Below are 19,748 nucleotides of genomic sequence, written 5' to 3' on the forward strand. Positions count from 1 at the left end.
AAAAGGAGGAGTCTATTATGGCTCGATTTAGAGGTTCGAACTGGAAAAAATCACGTCGTTTAGGTATCTCATTAAGTGGTACTGGTAAAGAATTAGAGAAGCGTCCTTACGCTCCAGGCCAACATGGTCCTAACCAACGTAAAAAATTATCAGAATATGCATTACAATTACGTGAGAAACAAAAATTACGTTATTTATACGGAATGACTGAAAGACAATTCCGTAACTCATTTGAAATTGCTGGTAACCAACATGGTGTCCATGGTGAAAACTTCATGCAATTACTAGCTGCTCGTTTAGATGCAGTTGTATATTCATTAGGTTTAGCGCGTACGCGTCGCCAAGCTCGCCAACTTGTTAACCACGGTCACATTTTAGTAGATGGTAAACGCGTTGATATTCCATCATATACTTTAAAACCTGGTCAAGAAATTTCAGTACGTGAAAAATCTTTAAAATTAGATATCATTGCTGAATCTGTTGAAATCAATAACTTTGTACCTGAGTACTTAGAATTTGATGCAGACAACTTAAAAGGTAAATATGTACGCGTTCCTGAACGTAGTGAATTACCTGCTGAAATCAACGAACAACTTATCGTTGAGTACTACTCAAGATAAGCGTTTTAATTTCAAACCAAGAAGTCCTTTCGAGGATTTCTTGGTTTTTTTATTACTATATAAGTAACACCTTTCATCCAAATATTTAATTATAAGTAGAAATCCTTTTAATCCCCTCACTCATGGCACAATATCTTTTTACTTTCTTATAATAATTACTGTATGCTTATGAATAAAGGAGTGTTAGATTTGATTATTAGAGCATTAGAAGAAACAGATTTAGATTTTGTACATCACTTAAATAACGAATATTCCATTATGTCTTATTGGTTTGAAGAGCCCTATCAATCATTAAGTGAACTTCAATCATTATATAAAAAACATTTATTAGATGAGACTGAACGTAGATTTATTATTGAAAAAGATCAAACACGAATCGGTGTAGTTGAATTAGTTGAAATCGACTTTATACATAGTAACTGCGAAATTCAAATTATTATTGATTCAGAATATGGTGGCAAAGGATATGCCAAAAGTGCATTTAAAATGGCTATTGATTATGCATTCCTTGTACTTAATCTCCACAAAATATATTTATTTGTTGATGTTAACAATGAAAAAGCTGTTCATATTTATAAAGCGCAAAACTTCTCCATCGAAGGTACATTACAAGAACATTTTTATACACGTGGTGAATATAGTGATTGCCATGTGATGGGATTATTAAAAAAGAATTGGGTAAATCATCATGATAATGATTTATCTCATATTAAATAATATACATTTCATTATTATTAAAATCTAAAAAAGCTTGAATGAACTCTTAAAATTCATTTAAGCTTTTTTGACATATTTATTTTACAAAATCTCATTTGGATTATCTGAAATCAGGCCATCTACCCCTAATCTTTGCAATGCTTTCGCTTGTTCATGCTCATTCACTGTATAAGGCATCACTGACAATCTATACTGATGTGCACCTTTTAAAAATTTTTCTGTAACTAATGCATAATTGGGATTTACATAATTAGCGTAAGCCGCAATGCTTTTGAATGGAGGTAATTTATACCAATATTTCTTTTTACTAATCAATACACCTAGCTCATATCCTTCATTTATATCAAATATTTTTTTCATACTTTTTTGATTGAATGATTGTATAATGACTTTGTTTTTCGGCAACTTCCATGCATTTAATGTTTCTATTAATTCACTTTCAATTCCAGAATAATTCTGTGGCTGTTTTAGTTCTATTAATAACTTTTGATGATAATCTTGGATTAAATTAATTACTTCATCCAAAGTAGGTATTGTCGCTCCTGCAAATTGCTTATCTTTAGTTATACCATAATCAAATTGTTGTAATTCCGCTAAAGCCATATCCTTGATTTTTCCTGAGCCATTCGAAGTACGGTCAATCGAATCATCATGAATAACTACGAGATGGTTGTCTAATGTCCTGTGTATATCTATTTCTAATATATCAATATCACTTACAAGTGCAGCTTTAAAAGCAATCATCGTATTTTCAGGAAAATATGAAGCAATACCACGATGTGCCACTAATATGAGCTTGTTGTCAGTATTATATATTGTCATTAAAGTTGCTCTCCTCTTTCTTTATATCTTATTTTCATCTAAACTTAAATTATCATAAATCAACTGGAGGTCAATCGTTATGGTTCAACATGAATTCAAAGTAAACACACAATGGTCTGGCGGTCGTGAAGCTGTAGGTCAACTTAACGGAGACGTATTAGATGAACAAATATCTATACCATCTGGTTTGGGTGGCAATGGAACTGGTACAAACCCAGATGAATTATTAGTTTCAGCTGCATCTTCTTGCTATATTATCTCACTTGCAGCTGTACTCGAACGTTCTGGTTTTAATAATATAGAAATTCAACAATCATCTATAGGTACAGCTGTTTTTGAAAATGCAAAATTCCGTATGGACAACATTATCCACTATCCTATTATTGAAGTTGAAACTGAACAAAAAGATAGCTTAGTTAGAAAACTGCCTAAACTCTTAAAAGTTGCGGACAACAATTGTATGATTTCAAACTCAATTAAAGGTAATGTTACTGTAAAAATAGAACCAAAAATAAAATAATTTAAAAAAATTTTATATATGACGGAATATGAATGCGATAACAATGTATGCCCTTTCATGATATTTTATTTTGTTTATTTACATTATCTTTTATCTTTTGCACTTTTATATTTTCTGAAAATTTGCTAAACTAAAACAATCATAAGCATTGGGGGAATCACATATGAAGTATTATCGTCCTATGTTACTTACACCAGGACCAACGCCAGTACCAGAAGAAATTCTACACGCAACACAGTCACCAATGGTCGGACACAGATCAAGTGACTTTGAAACAATTGCTGAAGAAGCGTTTCGTGCGCTAAAACCAATATTCGGTGCGCAAAATGACGTAATGATATTAACTTCTAGCGGGACAAGTTCTTTGGAAGCAAGTATGTTAAATATTGCAAATCCTGACGACGATATTGTTATCATTGTTTCAGGTGCCTTCGGTAATCGTTTCAAACAAATTGCTGAAACATATTACGATAACGTACATATTTTTGAAGTCGAATGGGGCAAAGCTGTAAACGTGTCTGAATTTATTGACTTCTTAAAATCATTGAACACAGATATTACAGCAGTTTATAGTCAATATTGTGAAACATCTACTGCAGTGTTGCACCCTGTCAATGAATTAGGACATGCGCTTAAAGCCTACGACGAATCCATTTATTTTATTGTAGATGGCGTGAGTTGTATTGGTGCAGTTAATGTAGACTTACAACGTGATCAGATTGATGTTCTGATTTCTGGTAGTCAAAAAGCCATTATGTTGCCTCCTGGTTTAGCGTTTGTAGCTTATAATGATCGTGCTAAAGAACGATTTAGCCAAGTTACGACACCAAGATTTTATTTAGATTTAAATAAATATTTGAAATCATTAGAAGCAAATTCAACACCGTTCACACCAAATGTTTCGTTATTTAGAGGTGTGAATGCATACGCCAAATTGGTTGAAGAAGAAGGATTAGACCAAGTTATTGCACGTCACTATGCAATACGTGATGCTTTAAGACAATCACTCACATCATTAGATTTAGAGTTATTAGTGCAAGATGAATTTGCCTCACCTACTGTTACAGCTTTTGTGCCTAAATCAAAAGAAGAACTCAACTTCCTTAAAAAAGAACTTAAAAATCGTTTTGCTATTACAATTGCAGGTGGACAAGGTCATCTTAAAGGAGAAATTTTACGCATAGGACATATGGGTCAAATTTCACCATTTGATATTTTACAAGTCGTATCAGCATTAGAAATTCTATTAACAGAATTCAGAAAAGAATCATATATTGGTACCGCAATTACTCAGTACATGGAGGTCGTAAAAGCATATGTATAAAATTTTAGTATCTGATCCAATCTCACCAGAAGGTTTAAAAAGTTTAATTGACCATAAAGACTTCGAAGTCGAAATCAATACAGAATTAAATGAAAGCGAACTTGTTGAAAAAATTGGTGATTTCCAAGGTCTAATCGTTAGAAGTCAGACACAAGTCACTGCAGAAATGATTGAAGCAGCTCCAAATCTTAAAGTTATTGCTAGAGCTGGGGTCGGCGTAGACAACATTGATGTCGATGCTGCTACTAAAAATGGTGTTATCGTAATTAATGCACCAGATGGAAATACTATTTCTGCAACTGAACACTCTATGGCTATGATTTTATCAATGGCACGTAATATCCCACAAGCACATCAATCATTGAAAAATGGGAAATGGGATCGTAAAACGTATAGAGGTACAGAACTTTATAATAAAACGCTTGGCGTCATCGGTGCTGGTAGAATTGGTTTAGGTGTTGCAAAACGTGCGCAAAGTTTCGGTATGCATATTTTAGCTTTTGACCCTTACTTATCTGAAGATAAAGCAAAAGAACTAAACGTAACACGTGCAACAGTTGAAGAAATTGCTGAACAAGCAGACTTCGTTACTGTACACACACCATTAACTCCAAAAACTAAAGGTATCGTTGGTAAAGACTTTTTCGAAACAGCAAAACCGACGTTACAAATAATTAACGTAGCACGTGGCGGTATTATTGATGAAGCAGCGCTATTAGATGCTTTGAACAATGACCAAATTCAAAGCGCTGCAATAGATGTATTCGAAAGCGAACCAGCAACTGAATCCCCTCTTGTTGATCATGATAAAATTATTGTTACGCCACATCTAGGTGCATCGACTGTCGAAGCACAAGAAAAAGTAGCTGTTTCAGTGGCAAATGAAATCGTTGATATTTTCGAAAATGGTAACGTCTTAAATGCGATTAACGCACCAAAAATGACTTACAGTGAAATCAATGATGAATTGAAGCCTTATATTGAATTAAGTAAAATGACAGGTGAAGTAGGTATTCAATTACTTGAAAAAGCGCCGCGCGAACTACAAATCAAATACGAAGGTGACATTGCATTAGATGATACAAGTTTGATTACAAGAACTCTTGTATCTGGTGTCTTACGTCAAGATTTAGCAGAACGTGTAAACTTAATCAATGCCTTAGTACTCTTAAATGAACAAGGCGTATCTTATAATATTGAAAAAAACACAAAACACCGCGGTTTTAGCAACTATATAGAATTAACATTAATCAATAAAGATACTCAAATTAAAATCGGTGCTACTGTACTCAATGGTTATGGTCCAAGAATCGTACGTATAAATGACTATCCAGTAGACTTTAAACCTGAACGCCACCAACTGGTAATAAACCATAACGATAGACCCGGCATTGTAGGCCGTACAGGGCAAATTCTTGGAACGTATGATATCAATATTGCTTCAATGCATCTTGGTCGTACAAACCAAGGAGGTAATGCCCTAATGGTATTATCAATCGACCACCCTGTTACACCAGATGTCATTGATGCTTTATATCAAATTGAAGGATTTAATTTGATACGAAGCGTTGAACTCGATATTAATAGTAATACAAACTACAACATCTAAATATTAATTCATCACAAAAGAAAATGAAACATAAATATCTCATTCTCAAATTAAACACACCAATCTATTAGTTTTCTAATGGATTGGTGTGTTTTAATACCAATAAAAAAGACACTGACGCATTATTATTGTTGTCATCAAATAATAAGCGTAGTATCTTTTAAATTACAATAATATTTCTCTGATATCTCCTACATGGTCTACGATATATTCAGCATCATAAGACTCTAATTCTTCACGTGCATTCTGACCTTTCAAACCTGTCAATGGACCAATGAAAGTCGCCCCTATTTTCTTAGAACTTAAGAGGTCTGCTAATGAATCACCTACCACAAATACGTCATCCCTATTAACACGATTTTCCTGATTTGTAGCATATTGTTCATAATTTTTTAAATGATTACCTTCTAATGTTGCTAAATAGCTAAACGGATTCGGTTTACCTAACGGTTTTAACTCAGGATATTGTTCTTCAGCGATTAATACCTCACTTGCAGTAACGATATGTAAGTCATCAAATAAATCTTTGATACCAATTGCTTCAAATGGCACTATCGTCTCCGTTCTAGGTCTACCTGTTGCAATAGCTATATGATAGCCAGCATCTTTCAAATCTGTTAATAACTGTTTAATTTCAGGTACAGGTCTTAACACGACTTCGTTATATATGTAACCTTCTTTAAATTCTGTACGATTAGGCTTTTGTTCTACTTCGTTAAATAACTTAGAACCTAAGTACCACTCTTGGTAAACCTCTTGAGCAAGCGTCCAAAACGGACTTTTCAGTTCAAATAGTGCTGTTTGTTTTGTATTTAATTGGTCACCAGCATGCGTCACAAGTGTTTGATAAATATTATCTTTTCCTGAACTTATACCATCTAAAAACGATAATGGTGCCTCAAAGTTCAGTCCTATATCAAAAATTTCTTCACCAATCTGTTGCAATGTTTCTTGATTAAAGTATTCTGGATTTAAAACTTCCACTAATTTTTCTTGGGGTAATGTTTTGCATATTTCAATAAAGTGAATGGCTACAACTACAAATAACATATCCCAATTTGAATTTAATCCAAGTGATTTTAACTTAGTTAAAATTTCATCATGGTAGAATACGATATCTCTTATTTCAGTAATTTGTTGATCATTTAAATCAGCAAATTGTATGGATGGATCTAAGCCCATATACTCTTTACTCATAAGCATTTCGTAAACCGTTAATGCAGATACATCAAAACACCTTTCTTCACTTAAAAAAACACCATCAACATCAAATAATACCGATTTCATCTCATCTACTCTCCTTAAATCAGAAAATTCTGATACTAGTTCATCGTACTATTTACCTATGAAAAGAGCAATGTATTTTCATCATTTTAGTAAACAATTCATATCGTTAACCATTTACTTTTTTTTGCAAAAAAATACGCCTTACAAAGTTCCACTTTTTCAGGGATAACTATAATAAGACGTATGCTAGTATACATTTATTTACATATTATTATTTCTCTATTGCTTTTACTACTCTGATTCCATTTGTACTTCAAGTTCATCAGCTACTTGCTGAACTTGAGTGCCGATAATAACTTGGGCATTATGTTTGCCACTCTTCGTCACACCCACAGCTCCTGCACCCTTAATCTTAGCTTCATCAATAACGCTATTATCATGTAACTCCATGCGTAACCTTGTAGCACAATTTGTTAATGATGAAATATTCTCTTTGCCACCTAATCCATCTAAAATTTGGCTTGCAGTACTCGTATATTTATTAGATGTAGCTGTAGTCGCTCCTTCTGAATCTGCAGTATCCCCTGTTGACGCTTCATCGGAAGTTGGATCTGGTAGTAAGTTATCTCCACGACCAGGTGTATTTAATTTCAATACTTTAATCGCTAATCTAAATACAAAGTAATATATAACAAAGAATACAAGTCCTTGCACTAATAACATGTATGGTTGACTTGAAACAGGATTAATTAATGATAGAACGTAGTCTATTAAACCAGCACTAAATGAGAACCCTGCTGTCCACTCAAACAATGCTGCTATAAACATGGATAGGCCAGTTAAAAATGCATGTATAACAAATAATACTGGCGCCACAAACATGAATGAGAATTCAATTGGCTCTGTAACCCCAACAAAGAATGCTGAAACTGCGCCACCAAACATTAAACCATAGACGCGTTTTTTCTGTTTAGATTCAGCTGTGTGATACATCGCTAATGCTGCAGCCGGGATACCAAACATCATTACTGGGAAGAAACCAGCCATATAACTTCCTGTAATACCATGTACTGCACCATCACCAGTTTGGAATTTAGCAATATCATTAATACCTGCTAAGTCAAACCAAAATACTGAGTTTAACGCATGATGCAATCCAGTAGGTATCAATAATCTGTTAAAGAAACCATATAAGAAAGCACCACCGGGACCTAAGTCTAAAATCCACGTTCCAAATAATACGATTGCTGAGTAGATAAATGGCCAAACAAATAACATCAATACGGCCAATATAATACTAAAGAACGCTGTTAATATTGGTACTAAACGTTTACCACTAAAGAATGATAACGCTGTAGGCAACTCAGTTTTACTAAATTTGTTATAAGTATACGCTGCGATTAAACCAATCAACAAACCAATAAAGACGTTAGAATTATTCATTTGTTCAAAAGCTTCGTTTACGCCTGACTCTTTAACACCTAATAATGGCGCTAATTTTACTGGACTTAAAACAACTGTCGTTAAAAAGAAACCTACTGCTGCGGCGAGTGCTACGGCGCCATCATTTTTCTTAGCCATTCCTAATGCTACCCCAATTGCAAAAAGAATACCTAGTTGTTCAAGAATCGTCGAACCGGCAGAAGAGAAAAACGCTGCTACCGTTGGCAAGACTCCCATTGCTGTTAATGCATTACCGATGCCCGTAATAATTGCGGCTGCTGGTAACACTGCAACAGGAAGCATAAGAGATCTACCAAGACGTTGAAAGAAACTAAACATAACAATTCCCCATTTCAAAAATAGATATTTACACAAACAAATACCACATGCACAATATGTCCACGTGGTGTTTGTAAACGTTTTACTTGCTGTCATTGTACAGTTACATAATAACACAAGTTTAAAAAAATTCGTATATAAATTAAAATGACTAACTATTTAAAAAATATTGAAACTTACTGTTTATGATTCACATAATCATTTAATTCATTTTGTAATTGTATTGTTCTACTTTCTAATTCTTTAGTTAAGTAATCTAACTTTTCATTACGTTTCATATTTTTCGGTAAATGCTTCGTTTCGATAGGCTCCCCAAATTTAACAATTGCTTTACCCGTAACGAGCCCCTTAATTTCTTTAGGTCCTACATATGCTGCTGGTAAAATGGGTGCTTGGGCCATCAAAGCAATAGTTACCGCCCCGCGTTTCATTGGTGATCCTTCATCATACTTCATACGATGACCAGTTGGAAATAAACCTACTGTTTTATTTTCTTTTAATAATTTAATCGGTTTTTTCAATGTGCTTGGCCCTGGATTTTCTCTATCTACAGGAAAAGCATTTAAAGAAGTTAAAAACTTACCAAACCATTTATTATTGAACAATTCTTTTTTAGCCATGTAATGAATTTGATTTGGATAAATTGCTGTGCCTAACATAATGACTTCATTATAGCTTTCGTGTGTACAAGTCACTACATATCTATGAAGTTGAGGTATATTTTCTTTACCTTGTACTTCTAGTGATTTACATATTTTCACAATAATTAAATCTAACAAACCGCTAATGAATTTATACATTTCTCCACCTACTTCATTTTCCATTATATTTACCTATTGATTCTATCATTTAGTCACCTTATGAACAAGAATATTTATATTTCAGTCTAAAGTTGTATAGTGATATACTAGAAAAAGTTGTATAAACCTATCATAATAGCTTATATAGAATAAATCGGAGGTAAAGTATGGCAGATTTTAATAACGATAATAACTCTAATGAAACTCAAAATCCTCGGCAACCACAACAACCAGAACAATCTCAAAATACAAGGTCAAAACATAAAGCCAAATTCCCATGGTTTAAAACGATTATCGTGGCCTTAGTTGCTGGTATTATAGGTGCCCTTTTGGTATTAGGCATTGGAAAAATTATGGAAAGCACCGGCTTAAATGATAGCGGTTCTTCCGTTCAAGAAGCTTCTAACAATAGTAACGGTGGCAATACACTCGATGGAAAAAGTGAAAAATATGATTCTGTGAACCAAATGATTAACGATATCTCCCCTGCTATTGTAGGCGTCATTAATATGCAAAAAGCTCAGGATTTAGATAGTTTACTAAAAGGTGAATCTTCTAAATCAGAAGAAGCTGGTGTTGGATCAGGTGTCATTTATCAAAAAAATAATGGTTCTGCATATATCGTAACGAATAATCACGTGATTGATGGCGCAAATGAAATTAAAGTACAATTGCATAATTCTAAACAAGTCGATGCTAAATTAGTAGGTAAAGATGCCTTAACAGATATAGCAGTACTAAAAATCAATGATACGAAAGGTACAAAAGCAATTGACTTCGCTAACTCTTCAAACGTAAATACAGGAGACAGTGTTTTTGCAATGGGTAATCCTCTAGGCTTACAATTTGCTAACTCAGTGACTTCAGGTATTATTTCTGCTAGCGAACGTACAATCGATACGAAAACATCTGCTGGTACAAATAAAGTGAATGTATTACAAACAGATGCGGCAATCAATCCTGGTAATTCAGGTGGCGCGCTCGTAGATATTAATGGTAATCTCGTAGGTATTAACTCAATGAAGATCGCAAGTGAACAAGTTGAAGGTATTGGTTTTGCAATCCCAAGTAACGAAGTAAAAGTTACGATTAAAGAACTTGTAGAAAATGGCGAGATTGAGCGTCCTTCCATTGGAATTAGTTTACTCAATGTAAGTGAGATACCCGAACAATATAAAGAAGAACTGAATACAAAACGCAAAGATGGTGTCTACATTGCCAAAGTTCATGCTGATAATGAACTTAAAGAAGGTGATATCATCACTGCTATAGACGATAAAAAAGTGAAAGAAGACACTGACTTACGCTCTTATTTATATGAAAATAAAAAGCCTGGTGATTCAGTAGAAATGACTATTGAAAGAAATGGTAAAGAACAAACAGTGGAAGTACCATTAACAGAACAAAAATCTACGTCTTCAGAGTCATCTAAAAAAGAAAGTGAAAGTACTTCACCTTTTAATTAAAAACAATGACTTAAATTTAATAGTTGTCTTGAGCCAACCAAGTGAATTAACTTTACTTGGTTGGTTTTTTATATCTTACAAATTATCCCGATCTCACTGCTCTCATAATATTTGTTACAGTGAAAAGTGAGTTCAGTACTACAAGAAAGTGCATAAAAAACACCAACAAAGCCCTAAGGCTTTGTCGGTGTTTATCGATTATATAAATATCACGTTATTTTTTATATTTCTTCAAGTATTACTTATAATTAACCATGAAATATTTTTTCTTACCACGACGAATAATGGTAAATTCATTCTCAATTCTATCGTCACCGGTTAATTCATATTTCACATCTTGTTGTCTTATACCATTAATATAAATTGCACCATTATTCACATCTTCTCGCGCTTGGCGTTTCGATGATGAAATGCCGGTTTCAACAATCGCTTCAACTATATTTGTTGTTTCATTGCTCAATTCAACTTGTGGCACATCCTTGAATCCTGCTTTTAACTCTGTTGCAGACAATGATTGCAAGTCCCCAGCAAATAATGCTTTTGAGATACGAATCGAATCATCTAATGCAGCTTGTCCATGAATGAAGCGTGTTACGTTTTCAGCTAAAGCTTTTTGCGCTTCACGTAAATGTGGTGCTTCATTTAACGATTTTTCTAATGCTTCAATTTCTTCTTTTTCTAAGAATGTAAAATATTTCAAGAATTTGATTACATCATCATCTGTAGTATTGATCCAAAATTGGTAAAATTCGTATGGACTCGTCTTTTTAGCGTCTAACCAAACTGAGCCACCTTCTGATTTACCAAATTTCTTACCATCAGATTTAACAACTAGTGGAATCGTCAGTCCATAAGCTTCTGTTTGACCGTACATACGACGCATCAATTCAATTCCACTTGTGATATTACCCCATTGATCAGAACCCCCTACTTGTACTTTACAGTTGTAAGTGTTGTTTAAATGACCAAAATCAATTGCTTGGAGTATTGTATACGTAAATTCAGTGAACGAAATACCGAATTCTAAGCGACTTTGAATTGAGTCTTTACCCAACATGTAATTTACACCGACGTGTTTACCATAATCTCTTAAGAAATCAATCAAAGAAATTTGGCTTAACCAATCTTTATTGTTAACAAGTTTAGCACCTTTATCAGTACCAAATTCGAAAATTTTATGCATTTGTTCACTAATACCTTGAACGTTTAATTCAACTTGTTCTTCTGTTTGTAATACACGTTCTTCAGATTTACCTGATGGGTCACCGATCATTCCTGTGCCCCCGCCGATTAATACAAGAGGACGATGGCCGTGTTCTTGGAATCTACGTAAAGTTAAAAATGGTAATAAATGACCGATGTGTAAACTATCTGCAGTTGGATCGGCACCACAGTATAATGTAACTTGTTCTTTGTTTAATACATTCTCTATGCCAGATTCGTCTGTTTGTTGATAAATTAAGCCTCTCCATTTTAAATCTTCTAATAATGCATTTGTCATTGTATTTACCTCCTATATTTATTAAGATATTGTTTTGAATAGATTTTAATTACCGTCCAAAGTTTAATTCACTTAAGCAAGTATGACCGCGTAACACTTAAAATATAAAAAAACGCCCCTACAAATTAATGTAAGGGCGCATGCGCACGGTACCACCATACTTTAAGTCAAACAACTTTATTAATGATACGTTCATTAACTTAAACGTTTGGATGATTTAAATCATTAAGGTGTATTCACATATTAATCATCGTTAGTTCCCAGCAACCACTAACTCTCTGAAGATGACACCATATGTTACTTATCCTTTATCCAAAAACGATATCGAATTGATATTAATTATAAGTAACTCTATTTTAAAAGTCAACATCATATATTATGTTATAATATTGCATACGTAAGGAGGTCAGACATGGAAAATCAAACACATGAAAATAATGTTCACAATCATTTACATAACTCTAAATTCTCTAAATTTGAAATTATCTATAAAAAATTAAAGCATCTTTTCATTGGCTTGTTTGCAATTTTCGCATGTACCTTTATTATTTTATTAGCCATATCGGTATTTTACTTCCAAAGTTTGACTGATGAATCTGTAAACATGTCAGATAACGAATTACGTACAAAATTGCTGAACATTGCTGGTAATCAGGATATAAATTATAACAACAAATATATTTTAACAGAATACAATGAAGCGACAAACACGCTCATCGTAGGGCCAAAACATGTAAGTAGCAACGTGATAAAGGCATTAACTTCTTCAGAAGACAGTTTATTTTTCTATCATAATGGTATTTTACCAAAGGCTATCATTCGAGCTGTTGGGCAGGATATATTTAATACAGAAGCTGCAACAGGAGGCAGCACCATCACTCAGCAACTCGTAAAAAACCAACTACTTACAAACGAAAAAACATATAATCGCAAAGCCAATGAACTCATCCTATCTATGCGAACTGAAAAGATTTTAACCAAAGATGAAATCATCTATACCTATTTGAACATTGTACCTTTTGGGCGTGACTATAATGGTTCTGATATCACAGGTATCGCTTCAGCATCTTATAGTTTATTTGGTAAAGCAGCTACAAAATTAAATATTGCTGAATCAGCCTATCTAATTGGACTTTTACAAATCCCTTATTATTACACCCCTTATGAATCAGATGGTTCACTTAAATCTGATGCTCAGATACAAATTGGTTTGGATCGCCAACACTATGTTCTTAAGCGGATGTTGGTTGAAGGCGAAATTACTTACTATGATTTTAAGAAAGCTGAACAATACGATATCAAACAACATTTAATGACTAAATAAAGCGTCTCTAATATAAGCCTCACAGACAATTAGAAGAATGTTTTTTGATATTTGTAATCACCATCTAATTCCAAAAGATGAGAGTAAAGCTGATTAATTATTAATACAGATTAAAAACCAATATATTGCGCTATTTACTTCTCTCTACAACTATAAAAAATAGCTGTAAAAAAATCTATCGTCATAGATTTCTTTACAGCTAACCTTAGTAGGTTTGTATCATATAATAATTAAAATTTAGAATAGACCAATTGCATGTCCATCATCAGTGACATCCATATTCAATGCTGCTGGTTTTTTAGGAAGACCAGGCATAGTCATGATTGCTCCAGTCAATGCAACAATAAATCCTGCTCCTGTCTTAGCTTCTAATTCACGAATAGTGATTTCAAAACCTTCAGGCGCACCTAATTGTGTCGCATCGTCTGAGAATGAATACTGTGTTTTTGCCATACATACTGGATAGTTATCCCAACCATTTTCTTTAAATTGTTTAAGTTGTTTTTGTGCTTTACTGCTAAATGTAACTTTTGAGCCACCGTAAATTTCTTTAACAATTGTTTCAATTTTTTCTTCAAGTGGTAAATCTAGTTCATATAAATGTTTGAAATCTTGTGGTTCATCAAGTACCTCTAGCACTTCATTCGCTAAATCGATACCGCCTTTACCACCTTTTTCCCATACTTCAGTTAAAGCAAGTCTAACACCGTTTTCTTTTGCCCATTGTTGCACATATTGTGTTTCTTCTTCAGTATCATGTACGAAAGCATTTAACGCAACTACAGGTTCTAAACCATATTTTTTAACGTTTTTAACGTGGCGTTCTAAGTTCACAACACCTTTTTTAACCGCTTCAACATTTTCTTCTTTTAAGTTGTCTTTAGCTACACCACCATGCATTTTAAGCGCACGAACTGTCGCAACTACAACAACTGCTGATGGTTCAAATCCTGCTTCACGTGCTTTGATATCAATGAATTTTTCAGCGCCTAAATCGGAACCAAAGCCAGCTTCAGTTACAACCACATCTGCTAAGTCTCTCGCAGTTTCTGTTGCTAAAATTGAGTTACAACCATGTGCAATATTAGCAAATGGCCCACCGTGTACAAGGGCTGGAGTGCCTTCAATTGTTTGTACTAGGTTTGGTTTAATTGCATCTTTTAGAATCATCGCTAATGCGCCTTCTACTTTTAAATCTGCTACAGTAACAGGTTTACGTGATCTTGTATAACCTATAGTAATTCTACTGATTTTGGCTTTTAAATCATTAAGGTCGTTAGATAAACAAAGAATTGCCATTATTTCAGAAGCAACCGTAATATTAAAACCATCTTCTCTTGGAACCCCTTGCGTTGGTCCACCTAAACCTACATTTACATTACGTAATGCACGGTCGTTCATATCTAAAACACGTTTCCATTCAATACGTCTTTGATCTATTTCTAATTCATTACCTTGATGCATGTGGTTATCAATAAACGCTGACAGTGCATTATTCGCAGTAGTGATTGCGTGGAAATCACCATTGAAGTGTAGATTTATATCTTCCATTGGTAATACTTGTGCATAGCCACCGCCAGTCGCACCACCTTTTATTCCGAAAATAGGACCTAAAGCTGGTTCACGTAACGCTACCATGACACTTTTTTTAAGTTCGTTGAATGCATCTGCTAATCCAACTGTAACTGTTGATTTACCTTCACCTGCTGGCGTAGGACTCATAGCAGTAACTAATACTACTTTTCCCTTACCGTTTTTTTGTTGAACTTGATTAATATCAATCTTAGCTTTATAGTGCCCGTATGGTTCTAATGCACCTGCAGGGATGCCCGCCTGCTCAGCAATATCTCCAATCGGTTTTAATGTTGATTGATTTGCTATATCTAAATCAGATAAGTGTGCCAAATTCATTCGCCCCTTCTTAAATAAAGTTTAAATCAATAAATATATTTCCCATATATACTACTGATAAAAATAAATCCTTACATATTAATATTAACTAACTTATGTTGTGTTGTCGATTGATAGAGACAGCGCTTTCAAAATAATAAATGAAAATTTCCACTTTAAGCGTCATATGATACGCTTAAAGTGTTATTTTATACCAAAAAACTCCCTATATATCATCATAATCATTAGTGTGTTGAATAAAATACAAACTTAGAATTGATAATATAATGGGAGTATGGAAATTTCTTGTTTTATTTTAAATTAAAAATACAGGTTAGCTATTGATGCTTAAACTAAGTAAAATAAAAATGCTATTTTTTGTTTAATTAGTCTTCCATTGTACTTAAATCACCTTCAGGTAAATCGAGTTCCCAAGCTTTAAGGACACGACGCATAATTTTACCAGAACGAGTTTTTGGAAGTTTTTCTTTAAATTCGATTTCGCGTGGTGCAGCATGTGCGGCTAAACCTTCTTTGACAAATACGCGAATTTCTTCTTTTAATTCATCTGTAGCTTCGTACTCTGGACGTAAAGCAACGAATGCTTTAATAATCTCTCCTCTTACCGGATCTGGTTTACCAATTACACCTGCTTCTGCGACCGATTCATGTTCTACTAATTTTGATTCAACTTCGAATGGGCCTACTCGTTCACCTGCCGTCATGATAACGTCATCTACACGACCTTGGAACCAATAATAGCCCTCTTCATCTTTATAAGCAGAGTCTCCAGAAACATACCAATCACCAATAAAGTATGAATCATATTTTTCAGGATTTTTCCAAATAGAAACCATCATAGATGGCCACCCCTTTTTAATTGCAAGGTTACCCATTCGATTTGGTGGCAACTCGTTACCTTGATCATCAACTATTGACGCTTCAATACCTGGCAACGGTTTGCCCATAGAACCTAATTTAACGTCCATAGAAGGATAGTTAACAATCATATGCCCACCTGTTTCAGTCATCCACCAAGTATCTAAGACACGTTTGCCAAAGACATCTTTTGACCATTTAATTACTTCAGGATTAAGTGGTTCACCTACGGATAAGATACTTTTTAGTGATGTTAGGTCATATTTATCTATAATATCATCGCCTGCACTCATCAACATTCTTAATGCAGTCGGTGCCGTGTACCATATTGTAACTTTATATTCTTCAATCATGCTGTACCAAGCCTCAGGAGAGAATCTGCCTCCAACGATACAATTTGTCACACCATTTAACCAAGGACTGAAAATGCCATATGAAGTGCCTGTTACCCAACCTGGGTCAGCAGTACACCAATATACATCATCTTCTTTAAAATCCAATACATATTTACCAGAAATATAATGAACGAGCATCGCTTTTTGAGCATGTAGTACACCTTTAGGTTGACCTGTTGAACCTGAAGTATAATGCAATATCAAACCATCATCTAAGTTTAACCATTCTGTTTCAAATTGGTCACTAGCATTTTCAAACTCACTATTAAAGTCAACATATTCACTTTTTACGTCCTCATCTACGACTATAATCGTTTCTAAATGTGATAACTTATCTTTAGGAATACGTGGCAATAGTGCATTTGTTGTTACAATGACTTTTGCTTCACTATTTTCTAATCGATCTGCAACAGCTTTTTCCATAAATGCTTCAAACAATGGGCCTACTATTGCACCTACTTTTAATATTCCAAATAGAGCAAAATAAAGTTCTGGTGTTCTAGGCATAAATACAAAAACGCGATCACCTTTTTCAATGTTTGCTTTATCTTTTAATACATTTGCAGCTTTATTAGACTTTGATTTCATTTCTTCAAAAGTATAACTTTCTTTACGCTTATCATCTTTATAATGTAACGCGATTTTATCACCATTACCTTCATCCACGTGGCGGTCAATACATTCATGTGCCATATTCACCTTACCAGTTTCTGACCATGAAAATGCTTTTTCTATTTCTTTCCAGTCAAAATTGTCGTACTCTTTTTCATAGTCTTGTAGGTTAAAATTTCCATTTTCCCCTTTGTATACTTCTACTTTCATTTTGAATCCCCCTCTTAATGAAATCGCTTGCTTAAAAATTATTATAACGAATATTGTCAAAATTTTCAAAATAATAGTGTGTAAACGAATACATTTTTGTGTTATTTTAAACTTTTTTAACTTATAATAGACTTATATTAGATTGTTTACTGTATGTGTATGCGGTAGTTTGGAGTGAAAAAATGGAACATATAAAAACATATCAATCTCAAACTTATCACTTGGATCAAGGTACATTTGTGATAGAAGGCCCTGTTTCAAAAAATAACCTTGAATCTATGACTTTTGATGATGGGCTCTTTGCATTTCGCCCGCCTACGGATCAATTTGAAGCAATAAAAGAAATTAGTGAATTAGAAGAAGGAAGAATTTTTGTATTACGTAAATCACAGCATATTGTTGGCTATGTCACCTATCATTATCCAGACCCATTAGAAAGATGGTCTAGTGGTAATTTGGAGTATTTAATTGAGTTAGGAGCAATAGAACTAAGCTTAAATTATCGTGATTTACATTTAGGAAGTGAGCTTATCCAAGTCAGTTTAGCAGCTGATGAATATGAAGATTACATCGTGTTAACTACTGAATATTATTGGCATTGGGATTTGAAAAATTCTGGACTTGATGTCTATGAATATAAAAAATTAATGCAAAAATTGATGGGTTATGGGGGCCTTGAAGTATTTGCAACGGATGATCCAGAAATTACAAGTCATCCTGCTAATTGTCTTATGGCAAGAATTGGTTCAAGAATTGCTATAGAACAATTACAAGCATTTGATGACATTCGCTTCATGAATCGCTTTTTCTTTTAAAGGGGAGAAACATATGAGTAATACGCAACAATCAACGGGCTTTGTCTATTCTAATGAAATACTGCAATATCGTTTTAGTAATAGTCATCCATTTAATCAAATGAGATTAAAATTAACAACAGAATTATTAACAGATTTAGGTTATTTAAAACCACATCATATTATTAAACCACGGATAGCTAATGATACAGAATTATCATTAATTCATTCTCATGATTATATTCAAGCTATCAGACGTGCTTCACATGGCATTTTAAGTGACAATGAAGCTAAGAAGTATGGATTAGATGGTGATGATACGCTACAATTTAGAATGATGCATAAGCACAGTGCACGTATCGTGGGCGGTGCATTGAATTTGGCCGATCATATCATGGATGATACAGTCACCAATGGTTGCCATTTAGGTGGCGGCTTGCATCATAGCCTCCCTGGACGTGCAAATGGTTTTTGTATTTATAATGATGTTGCGGTTACAATTGCCTATCTCATACAAAAATATGATCAACGCGTACTATGTATTGATACAGATGCACATCATGGTGATGGGACACAGTGGAGTTTTTATACAAATAATCAAGCCTTAATTTATTCGATACATGAAACTGGAAAATTTCTCTTCCCTGGGTCAGGACGTTACACCGAACGTGGAAGTGAACAAGGTTTCGGCTATACAGTAAACATCCCTCTTGAACCTTATACAGAAGATGATTCATTTCTAGAAATATTTAAAGAAACGATAGAGCCTATAGTGTCATCATTTGAACCAGATATTATTGTGAGTGTACACGGCGTTGACATTCACTACTTAGATCCACTCACGCATTTAAACTGTACTCTTGAATCACTATATCAAATTCCATATATCATCAAAGATTTAGCAGATAACTACACAAACGGTAAAGTATTAATGTTTGGTGGCGGCGGCTACAATATATGGAAAGTTGTCCCACGGGCTTGGAGCCATGTTTTTTTAGCTTTAATCGGTGAAAAACCACAAACTGGTCGTTTACCTGATAAATGGCTAACAAAATGGCAACAATACGCACCTTGTGAACTGCCACAAACTTGGACCGATGAAAAAACTGACTATCAAATGATACCTAGACAAAAAGAAATTACGGAAACCAATTTAAAATATGCCAAACAAGTGCTGAGTTGGTTTTAAATAAATCAACACAAGATGTATTAATTTAAGTTCTTAATATAAATAAAAACGTAGACAAACCAAGCGC

16 protein-coding genes are annotated in these 19,748 nt (G+C 34.0%); 9 read left to right on the forward strand and 7 right to left on the reverse strand.

Translation table 11 applies throughout. From position 1 onward, the window contains the following. The first annotated feature begins 17 nt into the window (after window positions 1-17). Entirely contained in the window at window positions 18-620 is a 603-nt protein-coding gene (gene rpsD / locus M4L39_RS04595) for a 30S ribosomal protein S4 (protein WP_002507337.1), read from the forward strand. Between the two features lie 189 nt (window positions 621-809). After that, window positions 810-1,337: a GNAT family N-acetyltransferase gene (locus M4L39_RS04600; protein ID WP_002507336.1), complete on the forward strand. Its 528-nt coding sequence runs from the start codon at window positions 810-812 to the stop codon at window positions 1,335-1,337. Between the two features lie 81 nt (window positions 1,338-1,418). Here the strand turns inward: M4L39_RS04600 and M4L39_RS04605 are convergent, their stop codons facing one another. Beyond that, window positions 1,419-2,159: a glycerophosphodiester phosphodiesterase gene (locus M4L39_RS04605; protein ID WP_277580965.1), complete on the reverse strand. Its 741-nt coding sequence runs from the start codon at window positions 2,157-2,159 to the stop codon at window positions 1,419-1,421. A 79-nt stretch (window positions 2,160-2,238) separates the two neighbouring features. On the opposite strand from M4L39_RS04605, the gene M4L39_RS04610 reads away from it, so the two are divergent. From M4L39_RS04610 to serA, 3 genes are all read left to right on the forward strand, one after another. Continuing rightward, on the forward strand, window positions 2,239-2,679 hold the full coding sequence (locus M4L39_RS04610) for an SACOL1771 family peroxiredoxin (RefSeq protein WP_277580966.1): 441 nt from the start codon (window positions 2,239-2,241) through the stop codon (window positions 2,677-2,679). Window positions 2,680-2,842: 163 nt separating this feature from the next. Further along, window positions 2,843-4,003 carry a pyridoxal-phosphate-dependent aminotransferase family protein gene (locus M4L39_RS04615; protein ID WP_277580967.1) on the forward strand — a complete coding sequence of 387 codons (1,161 nt, stop codon included), beginning with the start codon at window positions 2,843-2,845 and terminating at the stop codon, window positions 4,001-4,003. Continuing rightward, the gene (serA, locus tag M4L39_RS04620) at window positions 3,996-5,612 is read left to right on the forward strand and encodes a phosphoglycerate dehydrogenase (RefSeq protein ID WP_277580968.1); all 1,617 of its coding nucleotides are present in this window, start codon (window positions 3,996-3,998) and stop codon (window positions 5,610-5,612) included. The genes M4L39_RS04615 and serA overlap by 8 nt, the downstream gene beginning before the upstream one ends. Window positions 5,613-5,777: 165 nt before the next feature. Here the strand turns inward: serA and M4L39_RS04625 are convergent, their stop codons facing one another. The 3 genes from M4L39_RS04625 to M4L39_RS04635 form a co-directional block, all read right to left on the reverse strand. Further along, window positions 5,778-6,899: an HAD family hydrolase gene (locus M4L39_RS04625; RefSeq protein WP_277580969.1), complete on the reverse strand. Its 1,122-nt coding sequence runs from the start codon at window positions 6,897-6,899 to the stop codon at window positions 5,778-5,780. A gap of 231 nt (window positions 6,900-7,130) precedes the next feature. Next, on the reverse strand, window positions 7,131-8,621 hold the full coding sequence (nagE, locus tag M4L39_RS04630; protein WP_277580970.1) for an N-acetylglucosamine-specific PTS transporter subunit IIBC: 1,491 nt from the start codon (window positions 8,619-8,621) through the stop codon (window positions 7,131-7,133). 176 nt (window positions 8,622-8,797) lie between these two features. Continuing rightward, a complete protein-coding gene (locus tag M4L39_RS04635) occupies window positions 8,798-9,421 on the reverse strand; it encodes a lysophospholipid acyltransferase family protein (protein WP_277580990.1) in 624 nt (207 codons plus the stop codon). Between the two features lie 167 nt (window positions 9,422-9,588). Between M4L39_RS04635 and M4L39_RS04640 the strand changes: the two genes are divergently transcribed. Continuing rightward, complete coding sequence (locus M4L39_RS04640; RefSeq protein WP_277580971.1) at window positions 9,589-10,887, forward strand: S1C family serine protease; 1,299 nt, start codon at window positions 9,589-9,591, stop codon at window positions 10,885-10,887. A 238-nt stretch (window positions 10,888-11,125) separates the two neighbouring features. Here the strand turns inward: M4L39_RS04640 and tyrS are convergent, their stop codons facing one another. Continuing rightward, window positions 11,126-12,388 (reverse strand): tyrosine--tRNA ligase, encoded by a 1,263-nt coding sequence (tyrS, locus tag M4L39_RS04645; protein ID WP_277580972.1) that lies wholly within the window; start codon window positions 12,386-12,388, stop codon window positions 11,126-11,128. A gap of 412 nt (window positions 12,389-12,800) precedes the next feature. Between tyrS and M4L39_RS04650 the strand changes: the two genes are divergently transcribed. Further along, the gene (locus tag M4L39_RS04650; protein ID WP_277580973.1) at window positions 12,801-13,712 is read left to right on the forward strand and encodes a biosynthetic peptidoglycan transglycosylase; all 912 of its coding nucleotides are present in this window, start codon (window positions 12,801-12,803) and stop codon (window positions 13,710-13,712) included. A gap of 237 nt (window positions 13,713-13,949) precedes the next feature. On the opposite strand, the gene M4L39_RS04655 is transcribed toward M4L39_RS04650, so the two are convergent. Beyond that, window positions 13,950-15,617 (reverse strand): formate--tetrahydrofolate ligase, encoded by a 1,668-nt coding sequence (locus M4L39_RS04655; RefSeq protein WP_277580974.1) that lies wholly within the window; start codon window positions 15,615-15,617, stop codon window positions 13,950-13,952. Between the two features lie 371 nt (window positions 15,618-15,988). Beyond that, window positions 15,989-17,698, reverse strand: coding sequence for an acetate--CoA ligase (acsA, locus tag M4L39_RS04660; RefSeq protein WP_277580975.1), 1,710 nt, complete (start codon window positions 17,696-17,698; stop codon window positions 15,989-15,991). A 182-nt stretch (window positions 17,699-17,880) separates the two neighbouring features. Between acsA and M4L39_RS04665 the strand changes: the two genes are divergently transcribed. Together M4L39_RS04665 and M4L39_RS04670 are read left to right on the forward strand one after the other, a co-directional pair. Further along, window positions 17,881-18,513 (forward strand): N-acetyltransferase, encoded by a 633-nt coding sequence (locus M4L39_RS04665; protein ID WP_277580976.1) that lies wholly within the window; start codon window positions 17,881-17,883, stop codon window positions 18,511-18,513. A 13-nt stretch (window positions 18,514-18,526) separates the two neighbouring features. Then, window positions 18,527-19,681 carry an acetoin utilization protein AcuC gene (locus tag M4L39_RS04670; protein ID WP_277580977.1) on the forward strand — a complete coding sequence of 385 codons (1,155 nt, stop codon included), beginning with the start codon at window positions 18,527-18,529 and terminating at the stop codon, window positions 19,679-19,681. Window positions 19,682-19,748: the final 67 nt, after the last annotated feature.

It is taken from the genome of Staphylococcus equorum (assembly GCF_029531845.1).
In the GTDB taxonomy this organism is placed as follows: domain Bacteria; phylum Bacillota; class Bacilli; order Staphylococcales; family Staphylococcaceae; genus Staphylococcus; species Staphylococcus equorum_C.